Source organism: Bartonella sp. CR84HXZ (assembly GCF_042194535.1).
In the GTDB taxonomy this organism is placed as follows: domain Bacteria; phylum Pseudomonadota; class Alphaproteobacteria; order Rhizobiales; family Rhizobiaceae; genus Bartonella; species Bartonella grahamii.
On record NZ_JBHIMY010000001.1, the window covers coordinates 279,541 to 295,764 of the forward strand.

Genomic DNA, 16,224 nt, shown 5'->3' on the forward strand with positions numbered 1-16,224 from the left:
AAAAGTGATGTCTATGCAATTTACTACAAAGAAAGAGAATGTGAGAAACAAGTTTTTATGCTGTGTGAGATAAGAGCTACGAAGCGGTAACGTTTTTATAATTTACAGAATTTATATTAAAGATAGCATTAAAGTTATTTGTGATAATAATATGCACTTGAAATCAAAAGTTTAGAGAATAATCAGAAAACTTAATGAAAACCGCTGCAATGACAATTATTGGTGCTGGTTCTTTTGGTACTGCATTAGCGATTGCTCTTGCCCGTAATGGTCATAATGTTTTACTTTGGGGATATAATCCTCAACATATCAAAGAATTACAGGAACAACGTTGTAATCAAGTATATTTACCCGATATTCAATTTCCTGAAAATTTATTACTTGAAGCTTCGCTTGAAACTGCAATAGCAGCAAGTCACAATATATTAATCGCTGTTCCAAGCCATGTATTTCATCAAGTTTTGTATAATATTCAGCCTTATTTAGATCAGCATTCACGCGTTATTTGGGCAACAAAAGGTTTAGAACATGGTACCGGACGTTTCTTACAAGAGGTTGCTCGTGAGATTTTAGGTGAAAAAATTCCTTTAGCAGTTTTTTCTGGACCAACTTTTGCTCAAGAACTAGCTATTGGTTGGCCTACTGCAATGACGATAGCAGCTTCTGATGTTGAGTTTGGTAAAGAATTACAGCAATTTTTTCATTGTGACAAAAGTTTTAGAGTTTATAAAAGTTCAGACATGATTGGTGTTCAATTAGGGGGAGCAGTCAAAAATGTTATTGCTATTGGTGCAGGAATATCAGACGGTATGGGGTTTGGGGCAAATGCACGAATAGCTCTCATCACACGAGGACTAGCTGAAATCAGTCGTTTAGGGGGGGCTATGGGTGCTGAGCTTTCCACATTTATGGGAATGACAGGCTTAGGTGATCTGGTTTTGACATGTACTGATAATCAGTCGCGTAATCGTCGTTTTGGAATACTTCTTGGTAAAGGAATAGATATAAAAGAAGCGGAAAAACAAATTGGTCAGGTTGTGGAAGGGTACTTAAATACCAAGGAAGTACATACGTTGGCGCAACGTATTGGGGTAGAAATGCCCATTGTAGAACAAATTTATCAAATTCTCTATTGTGGTAAAAACATAACTGAAGCGGCGCACACATTACTAAGCCGTACTCTCAAGGATGAAATACAATGATATCCTGTTTTTTAATAATTCCAATCGTAAAAAAATAGAAACATGCTATGAAGACATATAAAATAGATTGTATTGATGGTTGTATAAGACAGTCATATTCTAGCAAATTATAGATTCATATCATTCGATTATTTATGAAACATGGCTGAAATATAAAAGTTTTGGCTTTTGTCTAAGAGCTATCTCTTTGAAAATAAATTATCGTTTCCACTTACACATGTTTATGTAATGTAATGAACAAGATATTTTGATTTTCTCTTAAATTCATCTCACAATGATATTTGCAAACAGAATAATATAAGACTCATTAGGTGGAAGCATTTTTTTTATGTAACGTATAAGCTAAAAATATCATTGCTATTATCCAATTTTCAATATTATTTGCTGCGTGTAACAGCGTTTATATCTCGATAGAGGCAGGGATATTGTGTGTTTCTGTTTGTGTAATTCGTTAAAACAAGAAGACAATCTAATTTGGGAAGAAGATGAAATTTTAAAGATAAAAACCAGTTCCCATCTCTACCATCATTTTTAAATTCAGTTTTACGCTATCTAAAGCATATCTTTTAAATAATGGAGATTACCTCATACCTTGATGTGTCAGGTAAAATAGAACGCCCAAAACAAAACACTATTGCTGTTGTATATTCACGCGCTTGTTTTAAAGAGACCTCTCTTAAAACTCCCAAGCTCAATTCGCGACGGTGACCGTGAATAGTGTAACGATAAAGCCATTGTGCACATCCTCATCTTTACGTTTATGAAGGAGGAAGCCGAGCATCATCACACATCCTACCAGCCCCCAATGTTGAGACAGCTCTTGGCACTTGAGGCTGTTCAGTAGAGATGTTTACGCCTTTATTTTCTCACATGACAATTCTTTTTTTATATGCAAGAAATGACTTTTGGAATTATAAATTTGAAAATCTAAAATTGAAAAAATGTTATTGTACTTGTTTGTGGCTGTCATTTAAACTGAAAAAATAATGTGATTATAAAGATAAAAAATTTATTTATATGAATAATTCATTTTATTTTTGTATTGAATTAATTAAAAACATGTGTTTGCTTGTCACAAGCGGGTTAGTATGTGGATAAAAATTATTAAAAATACTTCTAATGAATCATCTCAAGTATCAAGGGGTGTTTCAACATTAGAACATGGCAAGTAAAATGATAGTGTCGATTTGTCATTTGTATAAACATTAAAATGGTGGAGAAAAAAGGATTTATGTACTTCACGGGGATTTTATCTGTTCTACAGATACCATTGTGAAATGGAATTGCGTGTATTGAGGGATATCTTTTAAAAAAATGCATGAAGGAGCAACAGCCGTAGTGTTTTTGAGCGTTCTGTTTTACCTGATATATCAGAGAAATGCTTTCATTAAAGAACGAGAAAAATAAAGGTGTGAGGTAAAGCGTAATCTCCATTATTAAAAAAATATTGATGTGGATGCTTTTAAAACTGTAAAGCCTCATTAAAGAATAATAGTAAGATTAATGATTGATTTCTTTACGCCTTCATATTCTTCCTAAATTAGATTGTCTTTGCGTTTCAAGAATAAATAAAACGGTAGGCAATATTTTTTTCAATCTGGTATACAAAAGCTGAAGCTAAGGATTTTAATAATCCTCTAATCTCTGTTTCAAACTGCGATGGCATGAGGGCTGAGGATTGATTTGTAAGCAACAGCAAAAGGGTATGCTTTAGTAAGGTAAATAACGTCATAAAATACAAAATTTTTCAACCATGGATTGAAAAAATATTCGGATTTTTATAAAATACTTCGCAAAACAAGGCATCTTGTTTTGTATTATACTTATTCTTATAAAGACCTGCACACGTGCCTTACGTCATATTTTCTAAGTGCGATAATTTTTATTCTTCTTGAGTATCGTCACTTTTTTTCAGTTCTTCAAGTATTGGCATAGACATGATGTTATAGCCTGAATCAACATAATGGATTTCACCTGTAACACCTGATGATAAGTCAGAGAGTAGATAAAGAGCAGATTTTCCAATTTCATGAATATTTACGGTACGACGTAATGGGGCATTACGGCGTTGATGTGAAAATATTGCACGTGCAGCTGCAATGCCATTACCTGCTAAAGTTCTAACAGGACCAGCGGAAATCGCATTGACACGGATATTTTGAGGACCAAAGTCTGCTGCTAAATAACGTACCATAGCTTCTAAAGCTGCTTTAGCAACACCCATGATGTTATAATTAGGCACAACTTGCTGTGAAGCACCATAGGTAAGAGTTAAAAGTGTTCCTCCATTGGGCATAAGCTTACCCGCGCGTTGGGCAATTTCAGTAAAGGAATACGCTGAAATAACCATCGTGCGTTGAAAGTTTTCACGTGTTGTAACATCAACGTAACGCCCTTTTAGCTGAGTTTTATCTGAAAAACCAATGGCATGGACAATAAAATCAATTGTTTTCCATTCTTTTTCAAGTTGCCCAAAGACGTAGTCAATATTTTCAATATTTTCAACATCGCACTCTAGCACTAATTTGCAGCCAAGTTTATCTGCTAGAGGTTGAACACGTTTTCCAAAAGCATTTCCTTGATAAGTTAATGCTAATTCAGCTCCTGCTTGTGCGAGCTGACAGGCAATGCCCCAAGCAATTGAATGGTCATTTGCAATTCCCATAATAAGGCCACGTTTGCCCTCCATCAAACCTTTCATATTATTCTCCGTAAGACCGTACTTTTTTCAATTACTAAGAACTTTTGTTTATTCATAGCGTTGGAAAACAAGCGTTGCATTGGTACCGCCAAAGCCAAAAGTATTTGACAATACGGTATTAAGTTGTTGATGATCGCGTCGTTTACGAACAATTGGCATATCGGCAAAAGCTGGATCAAGTTCTTCAATATGAGCACTTTCACAAATAAAATTATGCTTCATCATTAACAGTGTGTAGATTGCTTCCTGAACACCAGCTGCACCCAAGGAATGACCAGTCAGAGATTTTGTGGCGGAAATTGGTGGGCATTGATCACCTGCTCCGAAGATACGGCGGATCGCTTCTATTTCAGGGGGATCACCAACAGGTGTTGCTGTTGCATGGGGATTGATATAATCAATCTTATTTTTGACGGTCGCAAGTGCCATGCGCATGCACCGCTCTGCTCCCTCACCTGATGGAGAGACCATATCGTGTCCATCGGATGTAGCGCCATAACCAACAATTTCTCCATAGATTTTTGCACCACGTGCTTTAGCGACTTCTAGTTCTTCAAGAACCAAAACGCCAGCGCCACCAGCAATAACAAATCCATCACGATTAGTGTCATAAGCACGCGAAGCTTTTTCTGGTACATCATTATATTTGCTGGACATAGCACCCATAGCGTCGAATAAAACAGATAATGTCCAATCCAGATCTTCACAACCACCAGCAAAAATGCGATCTTGTTTTCCATATTGTATTGTTTCATAAGCATTGCCGATACAATGATTGGATGTAGCACACGCGGAAGAGATTGAATAGTTTACGCCTTTAATTTTAAAAAAAGTTGCAAGTGTTGCGGATGCCGTAGAACTCATCACTTTAGGCACAACAAAAGGACCGATGCGTTTTGGACCTTTTTGGCGTGTAATATCAGCAGCCTCAACGATTGACTGAGTTGAAGCACCTCCAGAACCCATAATAATACCCGTGTGTTCATTCGATACTTCATGCGGTTCTAGACCCGCATCAGCAATTGCCTGATCCATAGCGATGTGATTCCATGCTGTTCCACGCCCATGAAAACGTAGAGCACGTCGATCTACGAGTTCTTCTATATTAATATCGGGTTTGCCGTAAACTCTGCTACGAAAGCCTAATTCGGCATATTGAGGCGCGTAAGAAATTCCGGATTTTGCTTCACGTAAACTGGTTAAAACAGCTTCAGGTCCATTTCCAATCGCGGAGACAATTCCCATTCCGGTTACAACAACTCGACGCATTCATACCTCCTCGTTCCATACAGAATAGTGAAAAGTTCTTTCTGACGGAAATAACGTTCAATCTTCTTTGAATAAAGCAACGCGTAAATCATTCGCCTTATAAATAGTCTCTCCATCTGCTTTTAGCCACCCATCAGCTATTCCTAAGACTAAATTTCCACGTCGAATACGCTTAAAATCTATTTCATATTCAAGAATTTTGGTTTGTGGAGTTACCATTCCTGATAACTTTACTTCACCTGTTGATATCGCTCTTCCTTTTCCTGGTTCGCCTAGCCAACCAAGAAAAAAGCCTGTTAATTGCCACATACCGTCTAGTCCGAGACATCCCGGCATGACGGGATCGCCTATAAAGTGACAATTAAAGAACCACAGGTCTGGTGTAATGTCAAATTCGGCGCGAACCATTCCTTTATCGTATTTACCATCAGTTTCACTAATTTGAGTGATTCGATGAATCATCAACATTGGCGGTGCTGGCAATTGCGCATTACCTCTACCAAACATTTCGCCGCGAGCGCAGCTTAGAAGCTCTTCATAAGTGTAGCGAGACTTTTGTTCAGCCATTGTTACTCCATTTATTTGCATATATCTTTATTTCTGCGCTTTTCCCAACCTACTTTTAGAGCAAATTTCAAAGAGAGGGAAATGATTTTATATCATTTTTAATGACAAAAGCCCTTTTTTATGTATTCTACACAGGTAATTATTTAAAAATGGAATACAAGATTACACCATACTATTCCCATTTTTTTGTATTTTGATCTTATTTAGCAGGAATATATTTGGGTTTGTAATATGTCAGTAAGTGCAGACGATTTAGATATGAATGAAGAACAACAGTTCACAAAAGAGTGTGGAAAATTCACAAAAGAGTGTGGAAAAATTGTGCAATATTATTCCATTTCTATGTTAGAAAAACATTTGCGTCAAAATGGTCTGCGTCCAACACGTCAGCGGTTGGAGCTTGCACATATGATTTTTTCTCAAGGAAATCGTCATATTACTGCTGAAGAGCTCTATGAGGAAGCGGGGAGGGCAGGTGTACCTGTATCTTTAGCAACGGTTTATAATACGCTTCATCAATTTACGGAAGCGGGATTGTTACGGATTATTGCCGTAGAAGGCTCAAAAACTTGGTTTGATACCAATACTTCTGATCACTACCATTTTTATATAGAAGGCGAAAATCGTATTCTTGATATTCCTTACAATTTGGAAGAAGCTCCCATTATTAGAAATTTGCCTAAGCCACCAGAAGGTATGGAAGTTTCACATGTTGATTTGATCGTACGATTGAAACCCAAAAATCAATCTTGTGATAGGCAGTGAGGATATTCAATGAGGAATAAAAGTTAAACTTGATAAGTTTGAGTATTCACCAACCTTTTACTTTTTCATCAGGATAGATTCCCCATAACTGGGGTTGCTGAAGCCATCCGCGCGTATTATTAATGTTTAGTTCGCACCATTGTCCATCACATTGGCGGATATTACCAATGACATTAGGTTCTACTTCCGCCACAAGTTCTGCGTTGTCGGTGGGGTTTTTTCGTAGCATCAGCCTTTTTGTTTTATCTTTTTGCCATGGAATAGTTATAGCAGTTCGCTTTCCCGATAAAAGCGATTGATACACCCACCCCTCATCGCCTTCTGCATCACGAATTTTGCGCCATTGATCATATTCTTGAATGATTTCAATAGGCAAGCCCTTCTTTTTGTAGGTAAAAATGATAGAATAGTTGCTTCCTGGTCCGACGCGTACATTAACGCTGGTGGGTTTAATCGAAGCAAATCGCGGAAGTGGTAAACCGCTGGGCCCTAAATTTTGATTAAATGTTTGTGCGTGCAACAAATGAGGTGAACCCAATACAATGACTGTTGCTATTAAGATACATGATGCGAGTATTGAAACGCGAAACCAACGAGAATTTTGCACACTGAACTCCTTTATTTCGTCATATATTGGAAATTAAAATCTGAAAGATAAGACTAGAAACTGATAAAAATTATGACATATCGCTCGTTAAAGAGATCTAAACAATGAAAAAATTGTTACGAGAATAGCAAAATAAGGAAAACAAAAGTTTGTATTTTTTAGTGCTTATCTTGTTTATGAGGGGATAAATATAAATAAACACTGGACTTTTATGTAGATGTACGCGTGATAAAACAGTAAAGTATACTAGGAGCATAGCATTTTTTGTACAGGAAATTAGGGCTAAAGTATTGCATCTCTTTTCTGAGTTTGTTTCTCGAAGTAAAAGTACATGTATGCATATTATGAACAAAGAGCTGTTCAGTAAAGGGGTTATCATGTGGCTTGAAAAGAAGTTTTGAATGGACAAAATAATACGATGAATAAAACATTTAAGCTTAAAAATATGAGCAAAATTATGGAGTAGATTGATATATGAAGGGCTGATTTTAACAGGACAGTTTTTCGTGATAATCCATTTTATAAAATTTGCTATACTATAATCTTATGTCATGATAATGCTTATTCGTATGGCAGATAAGCTGGATCCATCATACCATTTACCAGCTCTCAATGTTATGCAGTTCTTATTATTTATGGCGTTCATAAGAAGCATTTTTATTTTTTTCTTAAATAGCTTTTATTCTATTTGCATACTAACCCTGCTTATGATGTACAAGAAAATAATCTTGATTTATTCAATATAAGAAGGTGTTGAGAAACTTCACGTTATTCAGAATTATTACTTAATATGAAAAACGATTACTTATAACGATAAATCAATGCGTTAAAAACTTTAACTCGTTATTTAAATTGTAAAAATATTTCCATCAAAAATGGTAATAAAAGGTACATTCATTCATCCATATTAAAATACAGTGTTTTCTCTGTTTATTGTCAATTTTCTTTTTCTCTAACTCAGTATAGAAGAAAGTTGAATGAAATAGAGGAGCTTATTCAATACACTTATGGGGGGCATTACATAAGTGATGAATAGAAGAAATTTATCAAGAAAAAAGAATCTGTAGTGCTGTGGTTGAAATTCGTCATCGTTTAGAGAGACAGAGTCAAGAGATATAAAAAGTTATGGAATTATATCGTTTTGTTACATAACTGAAGGGAAAGAGGATTATGCATTTGATATCATATTTTTACACACAATCGCATATTGCGATAGTTATTTTTGTTTTGCAATCTGATCTAGGATGTTCGAAAGATGTAGAATATTTAATGACAAAAAAAGAAAATCATCATGAAATTTGTACATAAAGAAACAGTTATTTAAGAGATATCCGGAAGGAGAAAAATTATAGCGAAAAGTGATAATAAAACACCTTACACTCAATTCACATAAGAATAAGTCGCTTAAATATCTAAAGCGTAGTTTGTTATCTGTTTTTTGAAATATAAGAGTGAAAAAAACACCCCTATGACAGAAACCTTATTATTTTCAGATAACTAACATATTAGATAACATTGTACACAAAAAACCATACAGAAGCAATTTATTGCAATCGCCTATGAAGATAAAATTTTCTGGAAGCTTATTATCTACTACTTATGCAATTACATAAAGTATATTACTTTACCGCAACAGTTCGTCCGTTACTAACAAAACCTTCTCTTTGCGCACGCTTACGAGCAAGCTTACGTGTACGACGAATAGCCTCAGCTTTTTCACGAGCACGCTTCTCAGATGGCTTCTCATAATAACTACGCATTTTCATTTCACGGAAGATGCCTTCACGCTGCATCTTTTTTTTCAACGCACGGAGCGCTTGGTCAACATTATTATCACGAACGAGTACTTGCACTATCTATCCTGCTTTTTTCAGTGTCATAAATGATAGGAAAAACCTACATCCTTTTAAAGGCATATCCAAAAGGACAAGCACCTATATCACATAAATAAGACATTTGTCTATATCGCTTTTTAAAATTCTATTCTTTTTGCAATAAAACGCTTTTTATAATGAATGATAGAATTTACGGTTATAAATTTATGAAAGTCCTTGTATTTGATCATTTTCGTCAAGATGAATTTTTTCAGCCGTGGGATAATGGGGTAGTCCCGGCATGGTCATAACATCTCCACAAATGACAACAATAAAGCCGGCTCCTGCGGAGAGACGAACTTCACGTACGGGAATTTCAAAATCAACAGGAGCACCATATTGCTTGGGATCAGAAGAAAAAGAATAAGGTGTTTTTGCCATACAAATAGGGTAGGCACCAAAACCTTCTTTTTCCCAAGATTCAAGTTGTTTGAGAATAGGGGCTGGGATGATGGCGCCACGCCCACCGTATAGCTTTGTTATAATACAATTAATTTTTTGAACGAGTGGAATATTATCTTGATATAAAACTTTAAAATGAGAATGGTTTTCTTCAATCAAGGTAACGAGTTCTTGTGCAAGTTCTATAGCGCCTTTTCCACCTTGTTCCCAATGCTTACAGATAATAGCTTTGTGTCCAGTTGTTGCAACTATTTTTTGTAATGTTTTTATCTCAGCATCGCTATCGCTGTCAAAATGATTGATAGCCACAACACAAGGAATACCGTAGTGTTCCATATTCTTTATATGTCGTAAAAGATTGGCTGTTCCTTTTTCTAAAGCGGTGATATTTTCTTCTGTCAGGTTATCTTTATCTACACCACCATTCATTTTTAATGCACGAATAGTTGCGACGATTACTGTAGCATTTGGTACAATACCTGCTTGCCTACATTTGATATTGAAGAACTTTTCTGCTCCAAGATCTGCTCCAAACCCTGCTTCTGTGACAACATAATCAGCAAGTTTTAAAGCAGTTTTTGTTGCTATAACTGAATTGCAACCATGAGCAATGTTGGCAAAAGGTCCTCCATGAACGAGAACAGGGTTATTTTCAATTGTCTGTACGAGATTGGGTTGTATAGCATCTTTGAGAAGAACTGCCATTGCACCTTCTGCATTGAGATCAGAAACGGTGATGGGCGTTTTATCATAACGATAAGCAACAATAATTTTTTTGAGTCTTTGTGTAAGGTTTTCTAAATTTTCAGAGAGACAAAGAAGTGCCATAATTTCTGACGCAACAGTAATATCAAAACCTGTTTGGCGTGGAAAACCATTTGTTATGCCCCCCAATGAAATAACAATATCGCGCAATGCACGGTCATTCATATCAAGAACGCGTTTCCAAACAATGCGACGTGGATCAATGTTTAGAGTATTTCCCCAATAAAGATGATTATCTATCATTGCGGCAAGAAGATTATGAGCAGCTGTAATAGCATGAAAATCACCGGTAAAATGTAAATTAAGGTCATCCATTGGAACGACTTGCGCATAACCACCACCAGCAGCACCACCTTTTACACCAAAACAGGGACCTAAAGACGGTTCTCTCAAGGTAGCTATTGTTTTTTTACCAATAAGATTAAGAGCATCACTTAGTCCAACTGTTGTTGTTGTTTTGCCTTCTCCGGCAGGTGTGGGATTGATAGCTGTGACGAGGATAAGTTTACCATCTGGATTTTTATCAAGCGATTTTATGTATTCAGAAGAAATTTTAGCTTTATCATGGCCATAGGGAATGAGATTTTCATGTGAGATACCAATTTTTTTTGCAATTTCAATAATATGCTGCTTTTTAGCAGTGCGAGCAATTTCAATATCTGTTTTAGGCATGGAAAAATTCTTTAAACTTAGCTTTTATTAATGTTCGAGATCTGTACCCCATGGATTAATTAGAAGAATTCATAGAGAACAGAAAGTGTTAGGATATCATAGAAGTCGATGATATGCTATACAAGAGATAATGCTAAAGAAGCACGAGAAGAGTTTCATTGTTTTTTAGGAAAAAGAGTTTCTTTGCTTTTAAGCAGTAAAAATATGTTTAATTCAATTAAAAATATCTCGAAAAGAAGCTTTGGTTTGCAACAAAATGCTAATGATATTAATGGATACCATAAGTGTTTTATGGCGGCACATCTGAAGTCCCTATTAAGATGGGATTGCTAGGAATAAAATATCCAGAAACATCTAGTTATGGAAAAATTAGAAATAAGCACGCAAAAAATTATCTAACTGATTAAAGAGTATAATCCGGAAGAGACTAAAAACAAGCGCATAGATCGAAAAAAGAAAACAACACACGCTGCTTATGCAATCGTTATGATTATTAGCTAATAAAAGCACCTTGGAGCTGAATTGAAGGACTCATAATATCTTATTCTAGCAAAATGGCTAAAGAAACGACTCACAACAGAATGAAGTAACAAAATACAAAAAACAAAGATAGGCAAAAATAAATCACAAAATAAAGAATTTAAAGAGCCTGAATTTATAAGAAGATATTATTGATAAATGGCGCACCCGAAGAGATTCGAACTCCTGACCCCCAGATTCGTAGTCTGGTGCTCTATCCAGCTGAGCTACGGGTGCATACATTTCAGTTTTTTACATTATCTACGACAAAGGGTTCCTAATCGTTTCATTAAAGAAATGCAAGTGAAACTTGGATAGTAATAAAAAAAACTCTCTTTTTTATGAGATATTTTAAAAAAGGATATAATATATTATGGTTTCAGTTGGTTTTGATATAATCATTTTTTGTTGTGACTGTACAAAGCAATATGAACGATAGTTAACTTGACGTTTTAATCTATGAAAGATAGTCAAGCAAAGATGAGATGTGTTTTTTGCGGTGGGGGGTAAGATATACACACCCGCTGTTTGGTTTTTGTGTAAAACACCGATATTACTGTTGAAAACTATTTCAGATGAACATGACACAGCAAGGGTGGATGTATGGCGTTATTAAAAAAGAGCTTTCCGTTGGTGTTTTTAATCGTCGTTTTAACGGTTACTTATTGGGCTGGAAAAAAGAGTGCAGAACAACCCATTTCTATGGTGGATAAAACAAGAGTATCGTATAAAGCTTCAAAGGAAAAAATGGGAAGACCACCGGCGAATGTTGTCGTTGATCTTGTAAAAGTTCAAGATTTTTATGAACAACTTAACGTTCTTGGGAGTGGAAAAGCTCTTGCAGAAGTCGATCTTACCCCTTTATCCTCAGGTGTTATTGATAAGCTTTTTGTATCAGCTGGTACAAAAGTACAAGTCGATGATGTGATTGCAAAGCTTGATTCTAAAAAAGAGGAAATAGCGGCTGCAAAAGCAAAAGTACAACGTGATAATAATGCATTAACGCTTTCGCGCATTCTTAAATTACGCGCCAGCAATACAGCAACGGAAGTTCAAGAAATTACAGCACGTTTAGAGTTGGATAACGCAAATTTAGTGTTGCGTAATGCTGAATTAGATCTCGATCGGCGAACAATTCGTGCACCGATTCCTGGAGTTGTTGGTATTTTGCCCGTTGATGTGGGGAATAACGTGACCCTTAATACTGTAATAGGCCGTATTGAGAATAGAGAACGTATTTTGGTCGATATATGGGCCCCTGAACGATATGTGTCGCGCATCCATAAAGGAGATGAGGTAACGGCAACATTAACTGCGCAGCCAGATAAATCTTTTGTTGGTCATATTTATGCGATTGATAATATTGTTGATCCAGAAAGTCGCACGCTTCATGCTCAGGTTGAAATCAATAATGAAAAAGATACGCTCATGTCTGGTATGTCCTTTTCTGTTGTATTGCAATTTCATGGTGGTTCTTTTCCTGTCGTTAATCCTCTTGCGGTTCAATGGAATAGTAAAGGGTCATTCGTTTGGCGTGTGAGAGAAGGAAAAGTAGAGTCTATTCCCGTATCAATTATTCAGCATAAAGCGGATCAGGTTTTCGTGAAAGCTCCTCTAGAAAATGGTGATCAAGTTGTCATTCAAGGGGTGCAAATGCTTTATCCAGGAAGTAAAGTAACTATTGATGATCCAAAGTCCCACCAACAGCAATTATCAGCGGTTTATGGAACGGATATACAATGAGCCAAGAATTGAGCACAAAACAGCCTATGTCAAAGGTGGAGCAAGGTGGTCTCATTGCCTTATTTATTCGCAGACCGGTTTTTACTTTTGTTTTAAATGCTATGATCATCATTGCAGGATTTGCAGCATGGTTGAATGTTGATGTAAGAGAATTACCCGATGTTGATACTCCAGTAACAACGATTGTGACGATGTTTTCTGGTGCGTCAGCAGAAACCATTGATCGTGAAGTAACAAAAGTTATAGAAGATGCTGTTTCTCGTGTTTCAGGTGTTAAGACAATTTCTTCAACATCTTCTTTTGGACGCTCTCGTGTGCAGATTAATTTTAATGTCGGTGTTGATTTGAATGTAGCGGCATCTGATATTCGTGATGCTCTGTCTCGTATTGCTTATTCTTTACCAAAAAATGCAGATACCCCTCTGATCATTAAAGCAGATTCGAATGCTGCTGCCATGATGTATTTGGTTGTGACGTCACCAACAATGAGTATTGATGATTTAACAACGATTGTAAATGATCAGATTGTTGATGCAATTTCTGCTGTTGATGGTGTTGGTGATGTACAGGTTGATAGTGCTCGCACAAAGATTTTTCAGATTGATATAGATCAAGCAAAACTTGCAAGTTATGGATTAACTGTAGCAGATATTTCACGTGTTCTTGCTGATATGACAACGGATGTGCCAGTAGGATCATTACGCAATTCTAAGCAAACTTTAGTTGTCCGTGCCACTGCACGTCTAACAACACCAGAATCTTTTGAACAAGTTGTTTTAAAGCCTCATGTGCATCTTGGCGATGTTGCGCATGTTACTTTATCGCCGGATATAGAAACGGTTATTCTTCGTATCAATGGAAAGACAGGTATTGGATTAGGTATCGTGCGGAAAGCACAATCCAACACGCTTAATATTTCTCAAGGTGTAAGAGCCGTTGTTGATAATCTCAAAAGTATTGTTCCTTCTTCTGTACATATAGACGTTATTAATGACGATGCAATTTTTATTAAAAGTGCCCTTCATGAGGTTGAGGTTGCGTTGGTCATTGCTATTTTGAGCGTTATTTTAGTCATTTTTCTTTTTCTCAGAGACATTCGTGTAACACTGATACCTGCTTTATCTCTTCCTGTTGCCTTAATTGGTACCATTGCAGCTATTTATCTTGTGGGATTTTCATTAAATATTCTCACATTTTTAGGACTTGTTTTAGCAACAGGGCTTGTTGTGGATGATGCCATTGTTGTTCTGGAAAATATTGTTCGATGGCGCAATATGGGGTTAGGTTCCAGAGCTGCAGCGGTGTTAGGAACACGTGAAGTTTTTTTTGCTGTTGTCGCAACAACATTGACTTTAGTGGCTGTATTTGTTCCTATTTCCTTTCTTCCTGGGCAAGTTGGAGCGCTTTTTAGAGAATTTGGTTTTGTTTTGGCAATTTCTATTTTGCTTTCTTCAATTGTTGCCTTAACGCTTTGTCCCATGTTGGCTTCACGTTTTCTCAAAGAACATATTGAGGAGAAAGAAGAAAAGTCCCATCATTTTACTTTTTTATATAAATTAGGTACTTTTCTTCATAAGGCATATACTTACAGTTTGCATCAGTGTTTAGAAAAGCCTTGGTCTGTTGTTTTTGCTTCACTTATTTTTGCGGGTCTTTGTGTCGGAGGCTATATGAAGCTGAAACAGGAATTAACTCCAGCAGAAGACAGAGCTCTTATCTTTTTGGTTATTAATGGACCACAAGGTATTTCAACACAATATTTGAACGAACAGGTAGAGCAAATTGAAGCAAGTCTACAGCCATTACGTGATGCAGGGGAGATTGCTAACAGTTACTCTATTGCGGGTATTGGTGGTTCACCCAATACTGCTTTTTTGGTTTTATTGCTTTCATCTTGGGATGAACGTTCACGTAGTCAGCAAGAAATTGTGAAGGATGTTAATGCAAAGGTTAGACAGTTTCCCGCAGTTTTTGTGTTTGCTGCGGAGGGAAATTCTCTAGGTGTGAGAGGAACTGGGCAAGGATTACAATTTGCAATTCTTGGCAACGATTATGCAACACTACAACCCATTGCTGATAAGCTGGTGAGTGCTTTACAAGATGATCCGCGTTTTATTCGACCACGTCTTACTGTTGATGCAACACAACCACAATTTTTTATTGAAATCAATCGAAAAAAAGCCTCCGATTTAGGGATTGATATCACCAATTTGGGCGATACATTACAAGCAATGTTGGATGGTAAAAAGATTGGTTCCATTAACGTGGATGATCATTCTTACGATGTTAAATTGATATCGCGTAAAAATTCTATGAAGAGTCCCAGTGATTTAGAAAATATTTTCTTAAAGACTAAAGACAATCGATATGTTCCTTTATCGGTTATTGCGCATTTACATGAAAAAGCTATCGCTCCCCAATTAAAACGGGAAAAACGCATGAGCGCTGTTATTTTAAGCGCAAATCTTGCTCCAGGTATCGCTTTAGGGGAAGCTTATCAAACTGTACAGAAAATTGCTTCTCCTTTGTTATCAAAAGGAATCTACGTGGTTCCCTTAGGAGAAGCTGAAACGCTTAATGAAACATCTTCCAATTTTATGATTGTTTTTGGCATTGCTTTTTTGATTATTTTATTGATTTTGGCTGCCCAGTTTGAAAGCTTTATTTCAGGATTCATTATCATGGCTACGGTCCCATTAGGGATTGGTTGTGCTGTAATTGCTATGCTATTAAGTGGTGTGAGTCTTAATATTTACAGCCAAATTGGACTAATTTTGTTAATTGGCGTTATGGCAAAAAATGGTATTCTCATTGTTGAATTTGCAGATCAATTACGAGATCAGGGAAGAAGCGTGCGTGAAGCCGTAGAAGAAGCAGCAAATATTCGACTTCGTCCAGTTTGTATGACAATGATTTGTGCCATTTTAGGAGGTATTCCTTTGGTTTTAGCCAAAGGTGCTGGCGCAGAAGCTCGTATAGCTTTAGGTTGGGTTATCGTTGGTGGCTTAGGTTTAGCAACTATTTTTACGCTTTATGTCACACCGGTTGTTTATCTTTTTTTGGGGCGTTTTATAAGACCAAAAGCAGAAGAAGATTTACGCTTAACAAAAGAACTCAATCAAGTTAAATGATGTATCT

11 protein-coding genes and 1 tRNA gene are annotated in these 16,224 nt (G+C 36.4%); 4 read left to right on the forward strand and 8 right to left on the reverse strand.

Annotation, left to right across the window (positions count from 1 at the left end; genetic code table 11):
* The first annotated feature begins 194 nt into the window (after positions 1 to 194).
* Positions 195 to 1,202 carry an NAD(P)H-dependent glycerol-3-phosphate dehydrogenase gene (gene gpsA / locus ACFIKD_RS01105; RefSeq protein ID WP_375635441.1) on the forward strand — a complete coding sequence of 336 codons (1,008 nt, stop codon included), beginning with the start codon at positions 195 to 197 and terminating at the stop codon, positions 1,200 to 1,202.
* Positions 1,203 to 1,768: 566 nt separating this feature from the next.
* Here gpsA and ACFIKD_RS01110 read toward each other — a convergent pair.
* The 4 genes from ACFIKD_RS01110 to fabA all read right to left on the reverse strand — a co-directional run bounded on the left by ACFIKD_RS01110 (position 1,769) and on the right by fabA (position 5,739).
* Positions 1,769 to 1,918 (reverse strand): hypothetical protein, encoded by a 150-nt coding sequence (locus ACFIKD_RS01110; protein ID WP_375647008.1) that lies wholly within the window; start codon positions 1,916 to 1,918, stop codon positions 1,769 to 1,771.
* Between the two features lie 1,166 nt (positions 1,919 to 3,084).
* Complete coding sequence (fabI, locus tag ACFIKD_RS01115; protein WP_375635442.1) at positions 3,085 to 3,903, reverse strand: enoyl-ACP reductase FabI; 819 nt, start codon at positions 3,901 to 3,903, stop codon at positions 3,085 to 3,087.
* Positions 3,904 to 3,951: 48 nt separating this feature from the next.
* On the reverse strand, positions 3,952 to 5,172 hold the full coding sequence (gene fabB / locus ACFIKD_RS01120; RefSeq protein ID WP_375644398.1) for a beta-ketoacyl-ACP synthase I: 1,221 nt from the start codon (positions 5,170 to 5,172) through the stop codon (positions 3,952 to 3,954).
* 57 nt (positions 5,173 to 5,229) lie between these two features.
* Entirely contained in the window at positions 5,230 to 5,739 is a 510-nt protein-coding gene (fabA, locus tag ACFIKD_RS01125) for a 3-hydroxyacyl-[acyl-carrier-protein] dehydratase FabA (protein ID WP_012754549.1), read from the reverse strand.
* A 231-nt stretch (positions 5,740 to 5,970) separates the two neighbouring features.
* Here fabA and irrA point away from each other — a divergent pair, with 231 nt between their 5' ends.
* Positions 5,971 to 6,504, forward strand: coding sequence for an iron response transcriptional regulator IrrA (irrA, locus tag ACFIKD_RS01130; protein WP_375646986.1), 534 nt, complete (start codon positions 5,971 to 5,973; stop codon positions 6,502 to 6,504).
* 46 nt (positions 6,505 to 6,550) lie between these two features.
* On the opposite strand, the gene ACFIKD_RS01135 is transcribed toward irrA, so the two are convergent.
* The 4 genes from ACFIKD_RS01135 to ACFIKD_RS01150 form a co-directional block, all read right to left on the reverse strand.
* A complete protein-coding gene (locus ACFIKD_RS01135; RefSeq protein WP_026500127.1) occupies positions 6,551 to 7,111 on the reverse strand; it encodes an SH3 domain-containing protein in 561 nt (186 codons plus the stop codon).
* 1,619 nt (positions 7,112 to 8,730) lie between these two features.
* Positions 8,731 to 8,964: a 30S ribosomal protein S21 gene (gene rpsU, locus ACFIKD_RS01140; protein ID WP_012754552.1), complete on the reverse strand. Its 234-nt coding sequence runs from the start codon at positions 8,962 to 8,964 to the stop codon at positions 8,731 to 8,733.
* A gap of 186 nt (positions 8,965 to 9,150) precedes the next feature.
* Positions 9,151 to 10,824, reverse strand: a complete 1,674-nt coding sequence (locus ACFIKD_RS01145) for a formate--tetrahydrofolate ligase (RefSeq protein WP_375646987.1) — start codon at positions 10,822 to 10,824, stop codon at positions 9,151 to 9,153.
* A 679-nt stretch (positions 10,825 to 11,503) separates the two neighbouring features.
* Positions 11,504 to 11,580 (reverse strand) — tRNA-Arg (locus ACFIKD_RS01150).
* 366 nt (positions 11,581 to 11,946) lie between these two features.
* Between ACFIKD_RS01150 and ACFIKD_RS01155 the strand changes: the two genes are divergently transcribed.
* Together ACFIKD_RS01155 and ACFIKD_RS01160 are read left to right on the forward strand one after the other, a co-directional pair.
* A complete protein-coding gene (locus tag ACFIKD_RS01155; RefSeq protein WP_375646989.1) occupies positions 11,947 to 13,086 on the forward strand; it encodes an efflux RND transporter periplasmic adaptor subunit in 1,140 nt (379 codons plus the stop codon).
* Positions 13,083 to 16,217 (forward strand): efflux RND transporter permease subunit, encoded by a 3,135-nt coding sequence (locus tag ACFIKD_RS01160; protein WP_375646991.1) that lies wholly within the window; start codon positions 13,083 to 13,085, stop codon positions 16,215 to 16,217. Before ACFIKD_RS01155 ends, ACFIKD_RS01160 begins: the two co-directional genes overlap by 4 nt.
* The last annotated feature ends 7 nt before the right edge of the window (positions 16,218 to 16,224 follow it).

Coding starts and splice junctions, on each gene's coding strand:
- fabI (WP_375635442.1), bottom strand. CDS start 3,903: ATGAAAGGTTTGATGGAGGGCAAACGTGGCCTTATTATGGGAATTGCA.
- fabB (WP_375644398.1), bottom strand. CDS start 5,172: ATGCGTCGAGTTGTTGTAACCGGAATGGGAATTGTCTCCGCGATTGGA.
- ACFIKD_RS01155 (WP_375646989.1), top strand. CDS start 11,947: ATGGCGTTATTAAAAAAGAGCTTTCCGTTGGTGTTTTTAATCGTCGTT.
- irrA (WP_375646986.1), top strand. CDS start 5,971: ATGTCAGTAAGTGCAGACGATTTAGATATGAATGAAGAACAACAGTTC.
- ACFIKD_RS01160 (WP_375646991.1), top strand. CDS start 13,083: ATGAGCCAAGAATTGAGCACAAAACAGCCTATGTCAAAGGTGGAGCAA.
- gpsA (WP_375635441.1), top strand. CDS start 195: ATGAAAACCGCTGCAATGACAATTATTGGTGCTGGTTCTTTTGGTACT.
- fabA (WP_012754549.1), bottom strand. CDS start 5,739: ATGGCTGAACAAAAGTCTCGCTACACTTATGAAGAGCTTCTAAGCTGC.
- ACFIKD_RS01145 (WP_375646987.1), bottom strand. CDS start 10,824: ATGCCTAAAACAGATATTGAAATTGCTCGCACTGCTAAAAAGCAGCAT.